The organism is Puniceibacterium sp. IMCC21224 (genome assembly GCF_001038505.1).
In the GTDB taxonomy this organism is placed as follows: domain Bacteria; phylum Pseudomonadota; class Alphaproteobacteria; order Rhodobacterales; family Rhodobacteraceae; genus Puniceibacterium.
On record NZ_LDPY01000001.1, the window covers coordinates 1,584,764 to 1,604,100 of the forward strand.

The 19,337-nt window shown below is 58.4% G+C and carries 12 protein-coding genes, 3 tRNA genes, 1 pseudogene and 1 riboswitch; of the genes and pseudogenes, 7 read left to right on the plus strand and 9 right to left on the minus strand.

The window, feature by feature from the left end:
• Positions 1 to 415: 415 nt before the first annotated feature.
• The 3 genes and pseudogenes from IMCC21224_RS07295 to IMCC21224_RS28460 all read left to right on the plus strand — a co-directional run.
• Positions 416 to 1,503, plus strand: a protein-coding gene (locus IMCC21224_RS07295) for an IS3 family transposase (RefSeq protein ID WP_156178101.1) whose coding sequence is annotated in 2 segments (ribosomal slippage) — positions 416 to 677 and positions 677 to 1,503 — 1,089 coding nt in all. Because the reading frame shifts where the segments join, the coding sequence is not laid out codon by codon here.
• 25 nt (positions 1,504 to 1,528) lie between these two features.
• Positions 1,529 to 2,658, plus strand: a protein-coding gene (locus IMCC21224_RS07305) for an IS3 family transposase (RefSeq protein WP_156178167.1) whose coding sequence is annotated in 2 segments (ribosomal slippage) — positions 1,529 to 1,775 and positions 1,775 to 2,658 — 1,131 coding nt in all. Because the reading frame shifts where the segments join, the coding sequence is not laid out codon by codon here.
• Positions 2,659 to 2,977: 319 nt separating this feature from the next.
• Positions 2,978 to 3,043 (plus strand): annotated as a pseudogene (locus IMCC21224_RS28460) (hypothetical protein); the annotation flags it as partial.
• Between the two features lie 544 nt (positions 3,044 to 3,587).
• Here the strand turns inward: IMCC21224_RS28460 and IMCC21224_RS07310 are convergent.
• The 8 genes from IMCC21224_RS07310 to IMCC21224_RS07345 form a co-directional block, all read right to left on the minus strand.
• Positions 3,588 to 3,674 (minus strand) — tRNA-Leu (locus tag IMCC21224_RS07310).
• A gap of 308 nt (positions 3,675 to 3,982) precedes the next feature.
• Positions 3,983 to 4,903, minus strand: a complete 921-nt coding sequence (locus tag IMCC21224_RS07315) for a NaeI family type II restriction endonuclease (protein ID WP_047994788.1) — start codon at positions 4,901 to 4,903, stop codon at positions 3,983 to 3,985.
• 66 nt (positions 4,904 to 4,969) lie between these two features.
• Positions 4,970 to 5,929 carry a DNA cytosine methyltransferase gene (locus IMCC21224_RS07320; RefSeq protein WP_047994789.1) on the minus strand — a complete coding sequence of 320 codons (960 nt, stop codon included), beginning with the start codon at positions 5,927 to 5,929 and terminating at the stop codon, positions 4,970 to 4,972.
• Positions 5,930 to 6,123: 194 nt separating this feature from the next.
• A tRNA-Gly gene (locus IMCC21224_RS07325) sits at positions 6,124 to 6,198 on the minus strand.
• Between the two features lie 23 nt (positions 6,199 to 6,221).
• A tRNA-Gly gene (locus tag IMCC21224_RS07330) sits at positions 6,222 to 6,296 on the minus strand.
• Between the two features lie 221 nt (positions 6,297 to 6,517).
• Positions 6,518 to 7,093: a VPLPA-CTERM sorting domain-containing protein gene (locus IMCC21224_RS07335; RefSeq protein WP_047994790.1), complete on the minus strand. Its 576-nt coding sequence runs from the start codon at positions 7,091 to 7,093 to the stop codon at positions 6,518 to 6,520.
• A gap of 239 nt (positions 7,094 to 7,332) precedes the next feature.
• Positions 7,333 to 10,776: a pyruvate carboxylase gene (locus IMCC21224_RS07340; RefSeq protein WP_047994791.1), complete on the minus strand. Its 3,444-nt coding sequence runs from the start codon at positions 10,774 to 10,776 to the stop codon at positions 7,333 to 7,335.
• 120 nt (positions 10,777 to 10,896) lie between these two features.
• Positions 10,897 to 12,033, minus strand: coding sequence for an alpha-hydroxy acid oxidase (locus IMCC21224_RS07345; RefSeq protein ID WP_047994792.1), 1,137 nt, complete (start codon positions 12,031 to 12,033; stop codon positions 10,897 to 10,899).
• Between the two features lie 177 nt (positions 12,034 to 12,210).
• On the opposite strand from IMCC21224_RS07345, the gene IMCC21224_RS07350 reads away from it, so the two are divergent.
• Positions 12,211 to 14,640 (plus strand): ATP-dependent helicase, encoded by a 2,430-nt coding sequence (locus tag IMCC21224_RS07350; protein ID WP_047994793.1) that lies wholly within the window; start codon positions 12,211 to 12,213, stop codon positions 14,638 to 14,640.
• 25 nt (positions 14,641 to 14,665) lie between these two features.
• Here IMCC21224_RS07350 and IMCC21224_RS07355 read toward each other — a convergent pair whose 3' ends face one another.
• Positions 14,666 to 15,028 carry a hypothetical protein gene (locus IMCC21224_RS07355; RefSeq protein ID WP_047994794.1) on the minus strand — a complete coding sequence of 121 codons (363 nt, stop codon included), beginning with the start codon at positions 15,026 to 15,028 and terminating at the stop codon, positions 14,666 to 14,668.
• Between the two features lie 113 nt (positions 15,029 to 15,141).
• Positions 15,142 to 15,219: riboswitch (SAM riboswitch) on the plus strand.
• A 63-nt stretch (positions 15,220 to 15,282) separates the two neighbouring features.
• Between IMCC21224_RS07355 and metZ the strand changes: the two genes are divergently transcribed.
• The 3 genes from metZ (at position 15,283) to IMCC21224_RS07370 (ending at position 19,248) form a co-directional block, all read left to right on the plus strand.
• The gene (gene metZ, locus IMCC21224_RS07360) at positions 15,283 to 16,452 is read left to right on the plus strand and encodes an O-succinylhomoserine sulfhydrylase (RefSeq protein WP_047994795.1); all 1,170 of its coding nucleotides are present in this window, start codon (positions 15,283 to 15,285) and stop codon (positions 16,450 to 16,452) included.
• A 132-nt stretch (positions 16,453 to 16,584) separates the two neighbouring features.
• Positions 16,585 to 17,685: a GTP cyclohydrolase FolE2 gene (gene folE2 / locus IMCC21224_RS07365; RefSeq protein WP_047994796.1), complete on the plus strand. Its 1,101-nt coding sequence runs from the start codon at positions 16,585 to 16,587 to the stop codon at positions 17,683 to 17,685.
• Positions 17,686 to 17,799: 114 nt separating this feature from the next.
• On the plus strand, positions 17,800 to 19,248 hold the full coding sequence (locus IMCC21224_RS07370) for a TrkH family potassium uptake protein (RefSeq protein WP_197089243.1): 1,449 nt from the start codon (positions 17,800 to 17,802) through the stop codon (positions 19,246 to 19,248).
• Positions 19,249 to 19,337 lie beyond the last annotated feature (89 nt).

Consider the following 19,337-nt stretch of genomic DNA (forward strand, 5'->3'; position numbering starts at 1 on the left):
GGTATTCACGTTTTCGCTTTCATCTAACCGTCTGTAGGCCATGCGACCACAAAACTACATCTTCTACGTGCGAATTTGCACTAACGCGAATATGTACTTTAAAGTACATACAGTCAACGTCTATTTGACGCCGATATTTTGTTGCCTTGGCGCAAAGAAAAATTGCCCTTACGTGCATGATCAAACAACATCTTCGCTCACACTCCCTGCCTCTGGAAAACGTTCAGAACGTGAACATCTTTCTGCAATGAAGGTATCAAAAGTGTAGTTCTCAAAGTACTGATTGCATGAAAATAATGGCTTCTTTAGATGTCTTTCAGCGACGATAGTTAGGTAATCCCCCCCGGTAATCCCCCCCGAAAGTAAGGGGCTGCGGAAGTAGAATTTTCTCGGCAAGATGCATGAGGAGATTCAGATGAAGATGACGAGATACAGTGAGCCGCAGATCCTTGCGATCCTGCGCCAGGCCGAAGGCGGTGTTCCGGTGGCCGAGCTTTGCCGCGAACATGGTATGAGCACAGCGTCCTTTTACAAATGGCGGGCGAAGTATGGCGGGATGGATGCTTCAATGATCGCGCAGACCAAGGCGCTTGAAGACGAGAACCGACGCCTGAAGAAGATGTTCGCAGAGTTGAGCATGCAGAACGAGTTGCTGAAGGAAGCCCTTGGAAAAAAGTGACTGGGCCATCTCAGCGACGAGAGATGGCCGCAACGGCGGTAGAGCGACGCGGGGTCAGTGTCGCCGTGGCGTGCCGCACCTTTGGGGTTAGCGAGACCTGCTATCGCTACAGCCCGCTTCTGAGCGATGAGAACGAACAGATTGCCGATTTGCTTGTCGGGCTGACGGATACGAGGAAGACTTGGGGCTTCGGACTTTGCTATCTGCACCTGCGCAACGTCAAAGGTCATCCGTGGAACCATAAGCGGGTCTATCGCATCTATTGCGCGCTGGAACTGAACCTGCGGATTAAGCCCCGCAAACGGCTAAAGCGGGATAAACCCGACGCGCTGGCGGTACCCGAGGCCCCCAACATGACCTGGTCGATGGACTTTATGGCCGACAGGCTGAGCGACGGTCGTCAGTTTCGACTGCTGAACGTGCTGGACGACTTCAACCGCGAAGGGCTTGGCATTGAGGTCGACTTTTCATTGCCTGCTGAACGCGTGATCCGGAGCCTCGATCGCATCATCGAATGGCGTGGCAAGCCCGGCACGATCCGGGTCGATAATGGCCCTGAATACATCAGCATCAAGCTGCTGGAATGGGCTGAGAAACAAGGTGTTACCCTCCAGCACATCCAACCAGGACAGCCCCAGCAGAACGCCTACATCGAACGTTACAACCGCACCGTCAGGAATGAATGGCTGGACCAACACATCATCGAAAACATCGAGGAGGCCCAAGACTTCGCCACGCAATGGCTCTGGACTTACAACAACGACCGCCCGAACATGGGCATCGGCGGCATCACACCCGCACAGAAACTGAAAATGGCCGCGTAAGTTCTACGGCTGCACCCCATTAAAAATGGGGGGATTACCCAGCGACGAGTACAGACGTGATGCGGTTCGCATTGCAACAAGCAGTGGACTGACGCGACCTCAGATTGCGTCTGATTTAGGGGTTGGTGTTTCGACACTGAACAAGTGGGTTCAACACCATCAGAATGATGACCTGATGTCCGGCCCGCATGAGGATGTGGAGAAGGAGAACGCCCGCCTTCGCAAAGAGAACCGGCTACTCCGCGAGGAGAGGGAAGTGTTAAAGAAGGCGACGATCTTCTTCGCAGGCCAAAAGGCGTGAGGTTTGCCTTTATCGACACCTGGAAGAAGATCTGGCCCATTGAGTTTCTATGCCGCGTTTTGCGGGTAACTTCCCGTGGGTTTCGCGCCTGGAAGATCCGCCCTATCAGCCGAAGCCAGCGAGATGACATGGTGCTGTTGGCCCATATCAGAGAACAACACCGCCTTAGCCTGCAAAGCTACGGCCGACCTCGCATGACGGAGGAACTGCGCGATCTCGGTCTTGTTGTCGGGCACCGCCGGGTAGGCCGGTTGATGCGTGAGAACGCGATCAAGGTTATTCGAACCCGTAAACATAAAGTCACGACTAACAGCAATCACGCCTTCAATGTCGCCCCCAACTTTCTTGATCAGGACTTCTCTGCTGATGGCCCAAACCAAAAATGGGCAGGGGACATTTCCTACATCTGGACGAGCGAGGGATGGCTGTATTTGGCCGTGATCATCGATCTTTACTCCCGCCGGGTCATTGGCTGGGCGGTCAGTAACCGGATGAAGCGGGACCTGGCCATCAAGGCATTAGACATGGCAGTAGGGCTGCGAAAGCCACCCAAAGGCTGTATCCATCATACGGATCGTGGCTCTCAATACTGTTCAGGTGACTATCAGAAAAGTCTGAAGCAGCATGGATTTCTGGTCTCAATGAGCGGCAAGGGAAATTGTTATGACAATTCCATGGTCGAGACCTTCTTCAAATCTCTGAAAGCCGAACTGATCTGGCGTCAGAAATGGGCGACCCGCAGACAAGCAGAAGGAGCAATATTCCAATACATCAATGGGTTCTACAACCCGCGAAGACGGCATTCATCCCTTGGCGGGAAAAGTCCCTTGGCTTTCGAGAGACGGGCTGCCTAACATGAGCTGAGAGACCGGAACTTTTGCGTGGCAAGTCCACCATCTTGAGAGCCAGCCTGACTTCCCAAACATCAATGGTAAAATCCGCCAGCAGGTCGTGACCGATTTGTTCAACCGCGTCCTCTACGCAGGATACATAGAACATCAGCCTTGGGGCATCTCTCGCCGCAAAGGGCATCATGAAGCGCTTGTCTCACTGGAGACCTATGAGCGCATCCAAACCCGCAAAGCTGAGCGCAAACTGGCACCTGCACGCACTGATCTCAATCACGACTTCCCACTGCGTGGGGCCGTTGCCTGTGCCTGTTGTGACGCGCCGATGACGTCCTGCTGGTCAAAGAGCGCAACTGGCAAGCGCTATCCCTATTACTGGTGTCAGACAAAAAACTGCGGAATGTATCGCAAGAGCATCCGTGCGGAAAAAATTGACGCCGCCTTTGCGGAGATCATGCAATCCCTTGAACCATCAAAGGGCTTGATCGCGATCACCCAGGCAATGCTCAGGGATGCTTGGCACCAACGGTTGGTGCATGCTGATGCTCAGAAAGACGGCCTCAAGCGCGAAATCACCAAATTGGACAAACAGCTCGATGGCTTGCTGACTCGCATTGTGGAGACCCAAAACGCAACGGTCATCACCGCTTACGAAACTAAGATTGCCAAGCTGGAAAGCGACAAGATGCTACTGGCAGATAAGGTTGCTCGAAACGACAAACCCAAGCACACACTTGAAGAACTTTTCGAACTTTCCATGAGATTCTTGGCAAGACCTTGGAATATATGGGAAAATGGGAATCACTCACTTAAGAAAACAGTTCTGAGAATGGTGTTTAAGACGCCATTGGCCTACAGTAAAGAAAGCGGATTTCGAACTCCGCAAACCTCTGTAATCTTTATGTTTTTAGATAATATCACATCAAAGTGTGAAATGGTGCGGTCGAGAAGACTCGAACTTCCACGGGTGTTACCCCACAGCGACCTCAACGCTGCGCGTCTACCAATTCCGCCACGACCGCACTGTCCCGACTTGGTAGCGGGCGTATAGATCAGCAGTGAGGCCTTGTGAAGAGTAAAATCACGGTTTCTCAAATACGTGCCGCAGATTCACGGCCACATCCCGTTGAGCTTAGCTGAACGTGACGTCTTACCGTCTGAAAACAGAGCGATGACATCGTAGTGGTCCTGCTTTGTCTAGGAGGTTTTCCGATCAGTCAGGCCGAAACTCCCGGACCGACGTCGAGGGGCGAAGGGCGCGTGCCCCCAGCGGAAGAATACCATTCCCTGACTATGTCAGTGCCCTGTTCGAGGCAGTTCTGGGGACCCGTCAGCGGCGGTCAAACAAATCGCTGCCCCGATCAGGGATCTGGATACCCGCACGTGCTGCAAGGTCGATCTCATCGCGTGAGCCGGGCGTGCAGGACACAAATTCGCTTTGGGTGCAGTACGGCAAACCTAATGCCGCGATCAGTGGCGCGTCGTAGTGACCGGACAATAGCAGGATGCCGTCGCGGGCCAAACGATCGCGCGTCCCCTTGCTGTTGTCCGAACGTATGCGCCGCATGAAGTCCTGTTGTTGGGCCACCGCCTCGACAACGTCGCGGGTGATTGGTGTCCTCTGTACTTCGCGGAACAGATTGGCCATGCGTTGATTGCCGGATTTGCCCGAAAATATCCGTTCAATCACGTCTGTTGGCATCGTACGCCAGAAATTCGCAGGGTAGGGATGATCGCGCAGCAGCCACAGGATGTTGGAGAACCCCTGCGCTGAGACGCTTTTTTTGGCATCTTTGTTCTGGCCGTGGGTCAGATATTCTAGGCGCGCCACAAACAGGCCGAGGTAGCAAATCGCCCGCTCCTCGTCGGCGGCGACTAGAATGCAGGGGTGGTCAACTGCTTCGGTTGGGATCATCCAATTGTTGCCCATTGTGTTCTTGATATCGACATCCTGTCCCAGAATGACGGTATCCAGCTTGCCCTTGGGCAGGCGCAGCATCGCGCGCAACTCAATCTCGACCCGCGTGCCGATATAGGTCTTTTCGGTCTTTTCCAGCTCGTCGTACGAGCGCCGCCCGGTTTTGGGCGTCATGATCACGTCATCAACACATTGGCGCAGCATGACAGAGAACTGGGTGACCAAGGCGTCGTCGCCGCCCGCGCGCTTTGATATCTCCTTCGCGATGGCGGTCAGGGCAGTGTGGTCACTATGTCCTGCGACAACGGCGCTCTCTGGAATGGTTTTTTTCAAATGCTCATCGTCCTGAGCCTCTGTTGTTTCTCAACAAACTGTCGCGTGTAAAGCCGTCTGAGACGGCTATGCGTTGACTGTGCGCAGCACCCGCTTGCGCAGCGCCTTGGCGATCTGGCCGGACACCGCCTGCGCCACAGGGGGCGGAAACGCATTTCCCACCTGCTTGTACGCGTTGGTTTTGGCCCCGGTAAAGTGCCAGTCGTCGGGAAAGCCCTGTATCCGGGCCACCATTGGCACCGTCAGGCGCGGCATCCCGGTATGAAAGGCATCGGGTGCCTCGGGCGCAATGGTTCGCCCCTCAACGCCGAGAGTGGCCCAGGCGGCACGGGCACGGGTTGGGCCAAGGTCGGGGCCGCCATGCTTTTTTGAGCCGCCAACAATGGTTGGGGCAATTTCGTCGGCTTTGGTTGCCCAGTCGTCCGCGCCAGGCCAGCCACCGGCGGCCATCAGGTCGCGCAGGGTTTCACCAACGGTGGACGGGTTATGTGGATTCGGTTCGGGCCAGTCAAAAAAGTCCGCGCGCTGCCTTTGGACAGCCACGATCACCACGCGGGGTCGAAGCTGCGGCACGCCAAAATCCGAGGCATTCAAAAGCCGCCAGTCGGTCCTGTACCCCAACTTGTCCAGCTGAGTCTTCAACCGCTCGCGATAGTCGTGGAACACGGCATCCAGAAATCCGCGCACGTTTTCGATCATCACGGCGCGGGGCCGGGCCGCATCCACGATGTCGATGGCATCATTAAACAGATTGCGTTCGTCCTGTTCGCCCAGTTGTTTGCCCGCGACCGAGAAGGGGGGGCAAGGCAAGCCACCAGCCAACAAATCCATGCCTTTGTAGTCGGCGGCACGCTCCTTGAAGTGACGCATATCTTCTTCGAGGACATTCCACTGTGGTCGATTGTGGCGCAGCGTGTTGCAGCAATGTTTGTCAATCTCGACAAGGGCGGCGTGGGCGAATCCGGCCTGCTCCAGCCCAAGGGCCTGACCGCCGGCGCCGGCGCAAAGTTCAACGGATGTCAGCATTTTGCCGGCCCTCTTTTCGCAGATAAAATCCGTTGTGCGCGTCCGGCGCAACCTTGGAGTGGCGCAGGGGCATATGTTCCACGTTCGTTCCTATCGAAAATTGCCGCGACGGGCAAGCCTTGGCGACGCAACGCTCTCAAAAGCAAAGGCCGCCCGAAAGGGCGGCCTTGGATGCGTAGACTTTGCGTATCGACTGGAGCGGGCGAGGCGATTCGAACGCCCGACCCTAACCTTGGCAAGGTTATGCTCTACCCCTGAGCTACGCCCGCGCTTCAGTCGTTATCAACGCCATTGGAGCGGGCGAGGCGATTCGAACGCCCGACCCTAACCTTGGCAAGGTTATGCTCTACCCCTGAGCTACGCCCGCGTACCAATGGATGTCGGGGCGGTGTATCCAGTACCGCGCGCGTCTGCAAGTAAAAAAATCCCAGTTTTTGACGAACCAAAAGAGTTCTTTGGCGAGAACGCTGAACCAGCCCTTCCGCCGCCTAGCGTTGGATGGAGGAATAGCGGACAAAACGTAAAAACCCCGGATCAGAGATCCGGGGTTTCGTCATATTGGTATATCAGCTGTGTTCGAACAGTGCATCATGCCTTGCGGCGAAATGCTCCGAGTCCAACCAGTGCCCCGAACAGCAGGAACGCTCCTGCAGGAAGCGGAACCGGTGAGGCGAAGCCCTCGGGCGGTGTTTGGATCGAGAAAGAGAACCCGGGTGCATTTACGTCGTTCCCGGTGAACGAAAAGCTTGCTGTTTCGGCCAGCAGCGTCAAAGTCGGCGACCATACTGTCAACAGACCGGCAAGGTTCCAGCTCGAAGCAAAACCAGGATTTGCTGTTACCGACGCGATCGCTGTGTCGGAAATTGTAAATGTGATGTTGTGCGATCCGGAAACCGCCGAAAAGGTTTGTCCATTATTGACAGCGCCAGTGCTCAGCACAAGATTGCCCACGGACACCAGATCAAACCCTGCGTATTCACCTCCGGACGATCCTTCGAACAGGCTGCTCGAGAATTGGATTGTCGAACCTGGTGTGATCGGGAGGGAGGAGGCTTCGGTAAAGCCAATACCCGTAAGCGACCCGATGGTCGCCGCATGCGCGGAAAACGCGATGCTCGATAGTGCTACAGTTGCTGCGACAGCAGCGATTTTGAAGAGCTTCATGCCTGACCTCATTATAAGAGTTTACTTACTAAGTCTTTGGACTTTGGCTAGCAAGCTTTGACCAAATCGTAAAGAGGTTTATTCAAATTCAATGAACTGCGCGGCGAAGCGAATGTGATTCTGAACCGATCTCGGTACTGAATGAAACTTGAGAGGCGCCCGGCTTTCAAACTTTGAGAAGCGTGACTTTCGGCCTGCGCTGATATGCTTTGGCGCGGGCCGAAAGTCGTATTTTTCAGTTATTCCAGCTCAATCAGCAGATCTTTGGCGTCGATCTGGCCGCCGGCCTGGACATGCACCGCCTTGATCACGGCGTCGCGCTCGGCGTGCAGACCGGTCTCCATTTTCATGGCTTCGATGGTCAGCAGCAGGTCGCCTTCTGTGACTTTTTTGCCGACCTGTGCCGATACGGTGGCGACCACGCCGGGCATGGGGGCGCCGATGTGATTGGGGTTGCCAACCTCGGCTTTGGGACGTGCGATGGACGTGGCCTTGGCCTTGCGGTTGGGGACACGCACAGCGCGGGGCTGGCCGTTGAGTTCAAAGAACACCCGCGCCTCGCCATCCTCATGGGTTTCGCCAACGGTGATCAGGCGAATTTCCAGCGTCTTGCCGGGGTCGATCTCGGCGGTGATCTCTTCACCCGGTTCCATGCCGTAAAAGAACGTCCGCGTTGGCAGAACCCGCACCGGGCCGTAGGTTTTGTGACGGCCCATATAGTCGAGGAAGACCTTGGGATACATCATGTAACCCATCAGATCCTCGTCATCGACCTCTTTGCCGTCCATCTCTTTGCTAACCTCTGCGCGCGTGCTTTCCAGATCAGCGGCAGGCACGTGTTTGCCGGGACGTTCGGTGTTGGGCTTTTCGGCTTTCAGCACTTTTTTAACAATTGTATCGGGAAAGCCACCCGGAGGCTGGCCGAGGTTGCCGCGCATCATGTCGATCACCGAATCGGGAAAGCTGACGTCTGTGGCGGGATTTTCCACGTCGGCGCGGGTCAGACCCTGAGAAACCATCATCAGCGCCATGTCACCGACCACCTTGGACGAAGGCGTCACCTTGACGATATCGCCGAACATCTGGTTCACGTCAGCGTAGGTCTGCGCAACCTCGTGCCAACGCTCCTCGAGCCCCAGCGAGCGCGCCTGCGCCTTGAGGTTGGTGAACTGCCCACCCGGCATTTCGTGCAGGTACACCTCAGAAGCGGGAGCCTGAAGCGAGGATTCAAAGGCGGCATACTGGCCGCGCACCGCCTCCCAATAGTTGGACATTTCGCGGATCACCGACATATCCAGCCCGGTGTCGCGGTCTGTGTTCTTGAGTGCCTCGACCACAGACCCGAAAGTCGGCTGAGAGGTGTTGCCCGACAGCGCGTCCATCGCCGCATCCACCGCATCGACACCGGCAGCAGCGGCAGCCATGATCGACGCGATGGCGGCGCCAGAGGTGTCATGTGTGTGGAAATGGATCGGCAGGCCGACTTCTTCCTTCAGCGCCTTGACCAAAGGCCCGGCGGCCGAAGGTTTGAGCAGCCCCGCCATGTCCTTGAGCCCCAGGATATGCGATCCGGCGGCCTTTAGTTCCTTGCCCATCTCGACATAGTATTTCAGCGAATATTTGGCGCGGGCCGGGTCGAGGATATCGCCGGTATAGCAGATCGACCCTTCGAGCACCTTGCCCGACTCAAGCACAGCGTCCATCGAGACGCGCATGTTTTCAACCCAGTTGAGCGAATCAAACACGCGGAACACATCGACCCCGGACAGCGCAGCGCGCTGGACAAAGGCCTGCACCACGTTGTCGGGATAGTTGGTATAGCCAACGCCGTTCGACCCACGCAGCAGCATCTGCGTCATGATGTTGGGCATCTTTTCGCGGATATCGCGCAGGCGCTGCCATGGGCATTCCTGCAGGAACCGGTAGGCCACATCAAAGGTCGCACCGCCCCAGCATTCGACCGAGAAGAGTTGCGGCAGGTTGGCAGCATAGGCCGGTGCGGCCTGAATCATGTCGATTGACCGCATCCGCGTCGCCAGTAGCGACTGGTGCCCGTCACGCATGGTGGTGTCGGTGATCAGAAGCTGTTTCTGCGCCGCCATCCAGTCGGCCACGCCCTGCGGTCCCTTTTCGTCCAGCAAGTTACGGGTGCCTGGGGTGGGTGTTTCGGTGCGCAAGATCGGTGCCTTGGCGGGTTTGAGATCGGGGTGCGGACGGGCGCGGCCCTCAACCTCGGGGTGACCGTTCACGGTTATGTCGGCGATATAGGTCAGCACCTTGGTGCCGCGATCACGGCGCTTTTTGAAATGGAAAAGCTCGGGCGTCTCGTCGATGAATTTGGTGTGGTACTGGTTATTCAGAAATGTCGGATGTTTCAGCAGGTTTTCGACAAAGGCGATGTTCGTGCTGACGCCGCGGATACGGAATTCGCGCAGGGCGCGGTCCATCCGGGCGATGGCCTTTTGCGGGGTCTGTGCTGATGCGGTGATCTTGACCAGCAGCGAATCGTAGTAGCGGGTGATCACGCCGCCGGCATAGGCGGTGCCGCCATCAAGTCGGATGCCCATCCCCGTGGCCGAGCGATAGGCCGAAATGCGGCCATAATCGGGGATAAAGTTGTTCTGCGGATCTTCGGTGGTGATCCGGGTTTGCAGCGCGTGGCCGGTCAGGCGGATGTCATACTGGCTGGCCTTGCCGGTGGCTTCGGCCAACGACTTGCCCTCGGCGATCATGATCTGCGCCTGCACGATGTCGATGCCGGTCACTTCCTCTGTCACCGTGTGTTCGACCTGCACCCGGGGGTTAACTTCGATAAAGAAGAACTTGCCCGAATCCATATCCATCAGGAATTCGACCGTGCCCGCGCATTCATAGTTAACATGGGCGCAGATCTTGCGACCCAACTCGCAGATTTCTTCGCGCTGTGCCTCGGAAAGATAGGGTGCAGGGGCGCGTTCCACGACCTTTTGGTTGCGGCGCTGAACCGAACAGTCGCGTTCGAACAGGTGGTAAATGTTACCGTGGCTGTCGCCAAGGATCTGCACCTCGACGTGGCGGGCGCGCATGATCATTTTCTCAAGATAGCCTTCGTCGTTGCCAAAGGCAGCAGCGGCTTCGCGACGGCCTTCCTTGACCTTCTCCTCAAGCTCCTTCTCGGCCATGATCGGGCGCATTCCGCGCCCGCCGCCGCCCCAGGACGCCTTGAGCATCAGCGGATAGCCGACCTCGGCTGCCTGTTTCTTGATCAGCTCCATGTCGTCACCCAGCACTTCGGTGGCGGGAATGACCGGCACGCCTGCCTCGATCGCAACCCGGCGGGCGCTGGCCTTGTCGCCCAACTGGCGCATGGTCTTGGCCTTGGGGCCAATAAAGGTGATGCCGGCCGCGTCGCAGGCATCGACAAATTCCGGGTTCTCGGACAGCAGTCCATAGCCGGGGTGGATTGCGTCGGCGCCGCATTCCTTGGCCACTCGGATGATTTCGGGGATGCTCAGATAGGCGGCGACGGGGCCCAGCCCTTTGCCGATGCGGTAGGCTTCGTCGGCCTTGAACCGGTGCAGGCCCAGCTTGTCCTCTTCCGCAAAGACGGCGACCGTCTTTTTGCCCATTTCATTGGCAGCACGCATGATGCGAATGGCGATTTCACCACGGTTGGCGATGAGGATTTTCTTGAAATCGGGCATGGGGATCTTCCTGGGACTGAGGATGCCATTAAGGGTACGTAAGAATTATCCGGGCTACAACTCGGGGCAACGCGTAGGTTCGTCGTCTGGGGGCGGATGCCTTGTTTTGCGGCGATTGTATCAATTGGTGACGGCCTGTCCGCGCAGGTCAGCGGGCTTGGCAACGCCAAGCTGGCCAAGATTGGCAACAAGATCGCGTTGTAGGATATCGATCAGATGCGCAGGCCCGTCGCGCCCAAGCGCACCCAGCGCATAGTGGAATGGACGACCCAGCATGACAAAATCGGCCCCCAGCGCGATCGCGCGCAGGATGTCGAGGCCGCCAGTCACACCGCTGTCAAAGATCAGCGGCAGCGTGGTCTGCGCCCGGATCAGTGGCAACGCCTCGATGCTGGCGGGGGCGGCGTCGAACTGTCGTCCCGAATGGTTGCTGACCCAGATCGCATCGACCCCCGCAGCCTGCAGGCGCGGCGCGTCGTTCGGGTCCAGCACGCCCTTGACGATCAGCGGGCCATCCCAGTGTTCGCGCAGCCAGTCCAGGTAATCCCAATCCGGCGAGGTGCGCAGAAGATAACCGACATGGGCCGTAGAATCACGCGCGCCGGTATCGCTGCTGTAAGTATCGAGCGTGCGCATATGCGGCATGCCGATCCGCGCGGTGCCAAGCGCCCAGGCGGGCCGCAGCGCAACCTGCGCCAGTAGGCGCGGCGTCAGTCGGGGCGGCTGCGTCAGGCCCGATCGCAATTGCCGCTCGCGGCGCGATGCAACCGGGACATCGACGGTCAGAACAAGGGTCGAGAAACCAGAATCACGCGCACGCTTTAGCATGTCCTTGCGAATCTCGGTGTCGCGGGGCGGATAGAGTTGAAACCAGCCCTTGCCACCGGTCAGCGGGCCGACGGTTTCGGGCGTCTGTGCCGCGACAGTTGACAGCGTATATGGCAGCCGCGCGTTCGTGGCGGCCTGCGCCAAGAGGCGTTCGGCATCGGGCCAGATCAGACCGGACATCCCCAGCGGGGCTACGCCGAACGGCAGCGGATATTCCTCGCCCAGTAACGGTGTGGTGAGGTCTGGCGCGATCTCGCCGTGCAGGATTGATGGCACGAACCGCACCTGATCGAGCGCCTGCCGGTTGCGGTTCAGGGTTGCTTCGGTGCCGGTGCCACTATCGAGGTAGTCCCAGACGAAACGCGGGATCCGGCGACGCGCCTGGGCACGCAGGTCCGAGATGGCGGGAAAGCGACTATTGGCATCCATGCCGCATGAATGGCGTTTTGTCGCGGCGGCTGCAAGAGGGGCAATGCCGCAACTGCATTCTATTAGGCAGTCCGCACGGCTCAACCCAATGATCCGGTCGGCGGGCAACAGATATTGTTACGGAACAATGCCCGAACATCTCTTTATCTCGGGGGATATCGCGGCTACTCTGGCAGGATGAGCAGTTTCGATGAAATGGACGCCTTTGAAGGTGCATCGCTGTCCGCGCGCGCGATGGCCGCGCGACCTGCGCCCTATCTGGACGAATTGAACCCGGCGCAGCGCGAAGCGGTCGAGACGATGGATGGCCCGGTGCTGATGCTGGCGGGGGCAGGCACCGGCAAAACCAAGGCGCTGACCGCGCGAATCGTGCATCTTCTGAACACCGGGCGCGCCCGCCCAAACGAGATTCTTGCTGTGACCTTTACCAACAAGGCCGCGCGCGAGATGAAGAATCGCGTGGGCCGCATGTTGGGTGAGACGGTTGAGGGGATGCCTTGGCTCGGCACCTTCCATTCGATCTGCGTCAAGCTGTTGCGGCGGCATGCCGAACTGGTCGGGTTAAAGTCGAACTTTACCATTCTGGACACCGACGACCAGATCCGACTGATGAAGCAATTGATCGCGGCCGAAAAGATCGACGACAAGCGCTGGCCCGCGCGGATGCTGGCGGGCATTATCGACCAGTGGAAGAACCGCGCGCTGACCCCGGACAAAGTGCCTGCCGCCGACGCCGGAGCGTTCAACAACAAAGGGCCACGGCTGTATGCGCTGTACCAGGCGCGGCTCAAGGAGCTGAACGCCGTCGATTTCGGCGATCTGCTTCTGCATGTGGTGACGATTTTTCAAACCCATGGCGATGTGTTGGAGCAGTATCAACGCTGGTTCCGCTACATCCTTGTCGATGAGTATCAGGATACCAACGTCGCGCAGTATATGTGGCTGCGGCTGCTGGCGGCATCGCATCGCAACATTTGCTGCGTTGGGGATGATGATCAGTCGATCTATGGCTGGCGCGGGGCTGAGGTCGGCAACATCCTGCGGTTCGAAAAGGATTTCCCTGGCGCCCATGTTGTGCGGCTTGAGCAGAATTACCGCTCGACCCCGCATATTCTGGCCGCCGCCAGCGGTGTGATCGCCGGCAATCAGGGACGCTTGGGCAAGGAGCTGTGGACCGAGGCGCAGAACGGCGAAAAAGTTCGCCTGATCGGCCATTGGGACGGAGAGGAAGAGGCGCGCTGGATCGGTGAGGAAATCGAGGCCGGGCAAAAGGGCAGCCGTGGCCTGCGGGCATTTTCGCTGGATGAGATGGCGATTCTGGTGCGGGCGTCACATCAGATGCGCGCGTTCGAGGATCGGTTCCTGACCATCGGACTGCCATATCGGGTGATTGGCGGCCCGCGATTCTACGAGCGGATGGAGATCCGCGATGCCATGGCGTATTTCCGGCTGGTGATCAGCCCTGACGACGATCTGGCGTTCGAGCGGATCGTGAATACACCCAAACGCGGCTTGGGTGACAAGGCGCAGCAGACCATTCAGCTGGCGGCGCGATCAAGCGGCGTCTCCCTGCTGGAAGGCGCGCGTTTGACCGTCGATCAGGGGCTTATCAAGGGCAAGGGCGGTGCCGCACTGCGCGAACTGGTCGACGGGTTGGCGCGCTGGAGTAGTAAGATTCGTGGGCCGGTCCGTGAGGTTGGCGCCGACCCCGACAGTGTGATCGACGACGACTTCGGGGCGGTACGTTATGAATACGGCCCGCCCGAGATCAGCCATATGGAACTGGCCGAGGTCATCCTGGACGAAAGCGGCTACACGACGATGTGGCAGAACGATAAAACGCCCGAAGGGCCGGGGCGGCTGGAAAACCTCAAGGAACTGATCAAGGCGCTGGATAATTTCGAGAACCTGCAAGGGTTTCTGGAACATGTCAGCCTGATCATGGACAACGAAAGCGACGATGGTGGCGCCAAGGTGTCGATCATGACACTACACGGTGCCAAGGGGCTGGAATTCCCGATGCTGTTCCTGCCGGGTTGGGAGGATGGGTTGTTCCCCTCGCAACGGTCCATGGACGAAAGCGGCGTCAAGGGGCTCGAGGAGGAACGGCGGCTGGCCTATGTCGGCATCACCCGCGCCGAAGAGCTCTGCACGATTTCCTTTGCCGCCAACCGCCGCGTGTTCGGTCAATGGCAGTCGGCGTTGCCGTCACGGTTCATTGATGAATTGCCCGAGGATCATGTCGATGTGCTGACGCCGCCGGGACTGTATGGTGGTGGCTATGGCGCGGCAGGTATGGGTGGTGTGTCCAGCGGCATCGAAAGCCGTGTCGCCGAGGCGAATGTTTACAATTCTCCGGGATGGAAACGGCTACAGGCGCGGGCATCCGAACGGTCGGTGAACCAGCCAAAGGTCAGCCACGGCACGGTGATCGACCTGAACGCAGTGTCGTCTTATGTGATGGGTGAGCGGGTGTTTCACCAGAAATTCGGCTATGGCGCGATCATCGGGATCGAGGGCGACAAGCTCGAGATTGATTTTGAAAAGTCCGGTGCCAAAAAGGTCGTGGCACGATTTATCTGTGCGGCGGATGACGTGCCGTTCTGACGGGTGGCGCGTCAAAACAGCGGGCTCAGGCGATGCGATGTGTGTGGTTGTACCAGGCGGTCTCACAATGTAGCGCCTCGCCGCGAAAAGAGGCGCAATAGAGGTCAATGCCCGCACCCATCGCTGCCCAGATCATCCGCGTCGACAGCAATCGCGCCGTCTTGGACGAATTATGGCACCGAGCGGAAAAGGTCATGTCGGGTGCTCCACCGGTCAGACGGTTGAGACGGATCGACAACACGAACAGCAATGCTTCGGTGAATTCCTCTTCGAGGGTCCCGTCGGGCATCGCGCTCGTGATCGCGGTTTCGAGGGTGTCGCGCCACATCTCGAGTCGCAAAGCCCCGGACAGAGCATTCCGGCTGGCTGAAGTGTCAAAGAAGTACATGTTCAAGCCCCACTACATCTTGTTGCCTTTCAGTAGTTCATCCATACGAAGCTAGCGTGAAGCGGGGGTTACAGCTGCGTGACGGTCTTGACCTGTGATGCAACGGGTCGTAGACCACATGCTGTGGCGATTTGTTACCGGATTGCGGGCCACGTAAAACATACCGCTAAAGAGGTCAGACGACGAGGGGACCCCCTTTCGCTTGGCCGCGACGGGGGTTTTTTTGTGGCCCATGAGGCCCGGGAGCGTAAGAGATGAAAAAACGGACACAGCTCGTGCATGGCGGCACCAAACGCAGCCAGTGGGGAGAGCTGAGCGAGGCGATCTTCCTGACTCAGGGGTTTGCCTATGACAGCGCCGAGCAGGCCGAGGCGCGGTTCATCCAATCCGGGCCGGACGAATATATCTATGCCCGTTACGGTAATCCGACCGTGCGCATGTTCGAGGAACGGATTGCACTGCTGGAAGGGGCCGAAGACGGCTTTGCCACAGCGAGCGGCATGGCCGCTGTCAATGGCGCGCTGGTGTCGATGTTGAAGGCTGGCGATCATGTCGTGTCGGCCCGGGCATTGTTCGGCTCTTGCCTGTACATCCTTGAGACGATCCTGCCGCGCTTTGGCGTCGAAGTTACCTTTGTTGACGGTGCGGATCTGGACCAATGGACGGCGGCGCTGCGCCCGGACACCAAGGCGGTGTTCTTTGAATCCATGTCCAACCCGACGCTGGAACTGGTCGACATCGCCGGGGTGTCCGCGCTGGCGCATACGGTCGGCGCGACCGTGGTGGTCGATAACGTCTTTTCCACCCCGGTCTATTCCAAGGCGATCGAGCAAGGCGCCGATGTGGTGGTCTATTCCGCGACCAAACATATCGACGGCCAGGGCCGCACCCTTGGTGGTGTGATTCTGGGCACGCAAGAGTTTATCCGCAAGACGGTCGAACCCTATATGAAGCATACCGGCGGCTCGATGAGCCCGTTTACGGCCTGGGTCATGCTCAAGGGACTTGAGACGATTGACTTACGGGTGCGGGCGCAGACATCCACGGCACTGGCTATCGCCGAGGCAGTCAGCGGCCATGACAAACTGCACCAGGTGATTTATCCCGGTCTGCCCGAGCATCCGCAACACGGGCTGATGCTACGCCAGATTGGCAAGGGCGGAACGATGGTGTCACTCGACCTTTCGGGTGGCAAAGAGGCAGCGTTCCGGTTCCTCAACGCGCTTGAGATTGTGCTGATCTCGAACAATCTGGGCGATACAAAATCCATCGTGACCCATCCGGCGACCACAACACATCAGCGTCTAAGCCCTGAGCAGCGCGCGTCGCTGGGGATTTCGGACGGTTTGGTGCGGTTGTCAGTCGGGATCGAGGATCCAGACGATCTGGTGGCCGACATTCTTCAGGCGCTGGCGCAGGCGTGATGGTTTTCGGCGCGGTTCCGGCTGAAACCGGGATCTCGCCGATACCTTTGTCGCGAAATGCTGCTTAGAATTGGAATTCCTTTACGCAAAGACCTATGTAAGCTGTCTGCGATGACGCAAAGGGGCCACCTGATGAACATTCACACGCCAGAGATTGATCGCGTGCCAAGCCGGGAAGAGGCTGCAAAGGCGCTCGCGCTGTTGCGGCTCTGGGCCGGCAAGGTACCCGATTCCGAGATCGAGGCGCTGGACCCGGTGCTGGCACGGCTGGCCCCGGATGCCCCGGCGGATGAATACCCGGTACTGTCGCGGGATTACCCCCAGAGCTTTGCCGTAACGGGTGCTTACAAGGCGACACTGCCGGATCTGCAAAACGGTTCGGCCACGCTGATCCGGGGGGCGGACCGCGCGATCCAGCATGTTGGCATCTCGAACTTTCGGTTGCCGCTGCAATACCGCACCCGTGACAGTGGCGCATTGACCTTGGAAACCAGCGTGACCGGCACCGTCAGTCTGGATGCGGGTAAAAAGGGCATCAACATGTCCCGGATCATGCGATCGTTCTACAAACACGCAGAAAAGACGTTCAGCTTTGGCGTGATTGAGGCGGCTCTCGACGATTACAAAAAGGATCTCGAGAGTTTTGATGCGCGGATCAACATGCGGCTGTCTTTCCCGGTGCGGGTTGAAAGCCTGCGCTCGGGCCTGTCAGGATATCAGTATTACGACATTGCGCTTGAGCTGGTCGAGACGGCGGGTGTCCGCCGCGAGATCATGCACCTGGACTATGTCTACAGCTCGACCTGCCCCTGTTCGTTAGAGCTTGCAGAACACGCCCGGCGCACACGCGGGCAGCTGGCAACACCGCATTCGCAACGCTCGGTCGCGCGGATTTCGGTCGAGGTGCTGGACGGAAAATGCCTGTGGTTCGAAGATCTGATCGAGATGTGCCGCAACGCTGTCCCAACCGAGACGCAGGTGATGGTCAAACGCGAGGACGAACAGGCTTTTGCCGAGCTGAACGCCGCGAATCCGATCTTTGTCGAGGATGCCGCGCGGCTCTTTGCAGAGCAGGTGCAAAAAGACCGGCGGATCGGGGATTTCCGTGTACTCGCCTCGCATCAGGAAAGTCTGCACAGTCACGACGCGGTGTCGGTGTTGACCGAAGGTGCGCTGTTCGCTGACGAATCCCTGGATCCGAAATTGTTTTCGACATTGTTCCACGTCGGCTGACGTCGGCGGGGTGGCGGGGCCGATTCTGACCGCGCGACAACATCTGTCGGGTCGCGCGGTCCGGCAGGGCGGGATGGCTTGACACTGACACGGGCGCAGGCCAACGCTGCGCCCATGTTCGACCTGCGCCCCGTTGCTTATGTGATCAGCCTGCTGGTGGCCATTCTGGGTCTGACCATGCTGTTGCCGATGCTTGTGGATATCGCCGAAGGGCGCGGCGCCTGGCCGGTCTTTGCCCAGAGCGCGATCATCACCGTGATGAGCGGCGCGCTGGTGGCGATGGCCTGTGCTAACTCGGTGCCCGACCGGCTGTCGATCCAGCAGACTTTTTTACTGACCACGGGGGTCTGGGTGGCGCTGCCGATCTTTGGTGCATTGCCCTTTGTACTGGGGGCGACCGAGGCGCGGTTTGTCGATGCGTTGTTCGAAGCGATGTCGGGGCTGACCACAACCGGATCGACCGTCTTTACCGGGCTCGAGGAACTGCCCAAAGGCATTCTGCTGTGGCGCGGGCTGTTGCAATGGCTGGGCGGCATTGGCGTGATCGTCGTAGCGATGGTGTTCCTGCCCGCGCTGCGGGTCGGCGGGATGCAGGTGTTCCGGTCCGAAGCGTTCGAGACCATGGGAAAAATCCTGCCGCGGGCGACGCAGATCGCGTCGAGCATTTCGACCATCTATGTGACGCTGACGCTGGTTTGTGCGCTGGCCTATATCGTGACGGGGATGAACGCATTCGACGCGTCTGTGCATGCGCTGACCACGGTTTCGACAGGCGGTTTTTCCAACTACGATGCCTCGTTTGGTAAGTTTTCAGGCTCTGCGGAATATGTCGCCTCGGTCTTTATGCTGCTCGCGGCGCTGCCATTTGTGCGCTACGTGCAGATGGTTAACGGCAACCAACGGGCGATATTCCGTGACAGCCAGGTGCGGACATTCTTTGGTATCATCTTTGTGCTGGTGGCCGTCATGGTGTTTGTGCTGTTGCGCACCTTTCCGCATCATCCCGAACAGGCGGTCCGAGAGGCGCTGTTCAATATCACCTCGATTATCTCGGGCACCGGCTATGCGTCGGTGGACTATATGTTATGGGGTCCGTTCCCGATTGCGCTCTTCTTTTTTATCGGGCTGATTGGTGGTTGCGCCGGTTCGACCGCCTGTTCGGTAAAGGTGTTCCGCTATCAGCTTTTGTTCGCGGCCATCGCGATTCAGCTGCGCAAGATTCGCAACCCACACGGGATTTTCACCATGCGGTACGAAGGACGCCCGGTGGGCGAGGATGTCCTTAGTTCGGTGATCTCGTTCTTTGTTTTCTTTGTGGTGACGCTCGGGGTGATTTCGGTCGCGCTGGGGATGACGGGGCTGGATTTCATCACCGCGATTTCCGGCGCTGCCACGGCGCTGGCCAATGTCGGGCCGGGGTTGGGGGATCAGATTGGCCCCTCGGGCACGTTCCAGGGATTGAACGACCCCGCTAAGTGGTTGCTGATCATCGCGATGCTGTTGGGTCGCCTCGAACTATTGGTGGTATATGCGATTTTGACGGTGCAATTCTGGCGGGGCTGACAGTCAGACAGCGGCATGGACGACAGTCCGCGTCGGACCGCCCGGCGCATCAGACCACAGCAGTCTGAGCCTACACGGACCTTGGCCAG

Bases quoted from the DNA above. Each gene is read 5' to 3' on its own strand.
- IMCC21224_RS07335 (WP_047994790.1), bottom strand. From the start codon at position 7,093: ATGAAGCTCTTCAAAATCGCTGCTGTCGCAGCAACTGTAGCACTATCG.
- folE2 (WP_047994796.1), top strand. From the start codon at position 16,585: ATGAACATTCACACGCCAGAGATTGATCGCGTGCCAAGCCGGGAAGAG.
- IMCC21224_RS07355 (WP_047994794.1), bottom strand. From the start codon at position 15,028: ATGTACTTCTTTGACACTTCAGCCAGCCGGAATGCTCTGTCCGGGGCT.
- IMCC21224_RS07345 (WP_047994792.1), bottom strand. From the start codon at position 12,033: ATGGATGCCAATAGTCGCTTTCCCGCCATCTCGGACCTGCGTGCCCAG.
- IMCC21224_RS07370 (WP_197089243.1), top strand. From the start codon at position 17,800: ATGTTCGACCTGCGCCCCGTTGCTTATGTGATCAGCCTGCTGGTGGCC.
- IMCC21224_RS07350 (WP_047994793.1), top strand. From the start codon at position 12,211: ATGAGCAGTTTCGATGAAATGGACGCCTTTGAAGGTGCATCGCTGTCC.
- metZ (WP_047994795.1), top strand. From the start codon at position 15,283: ATGAAAAAACGGACACAGCTCGTGCATGGCGGCACCAAACGCAGCCAG.
- IMCC21224_RS07320 (WP_047994789.1), bottom strand. From the start codon at position 5,929: ATGCTGACATCCGTTGAACTTTGCGCCGGCGCCGGCGGTCAGGCCCTT.
- IMCC21224_RS07340 (WP_047994791.1), bottom strand. From the start codon at position 10,776: ATGCCCGATTTCAAGAAAATCCTCATCGCCAACCGTGGTGAAATCGCC.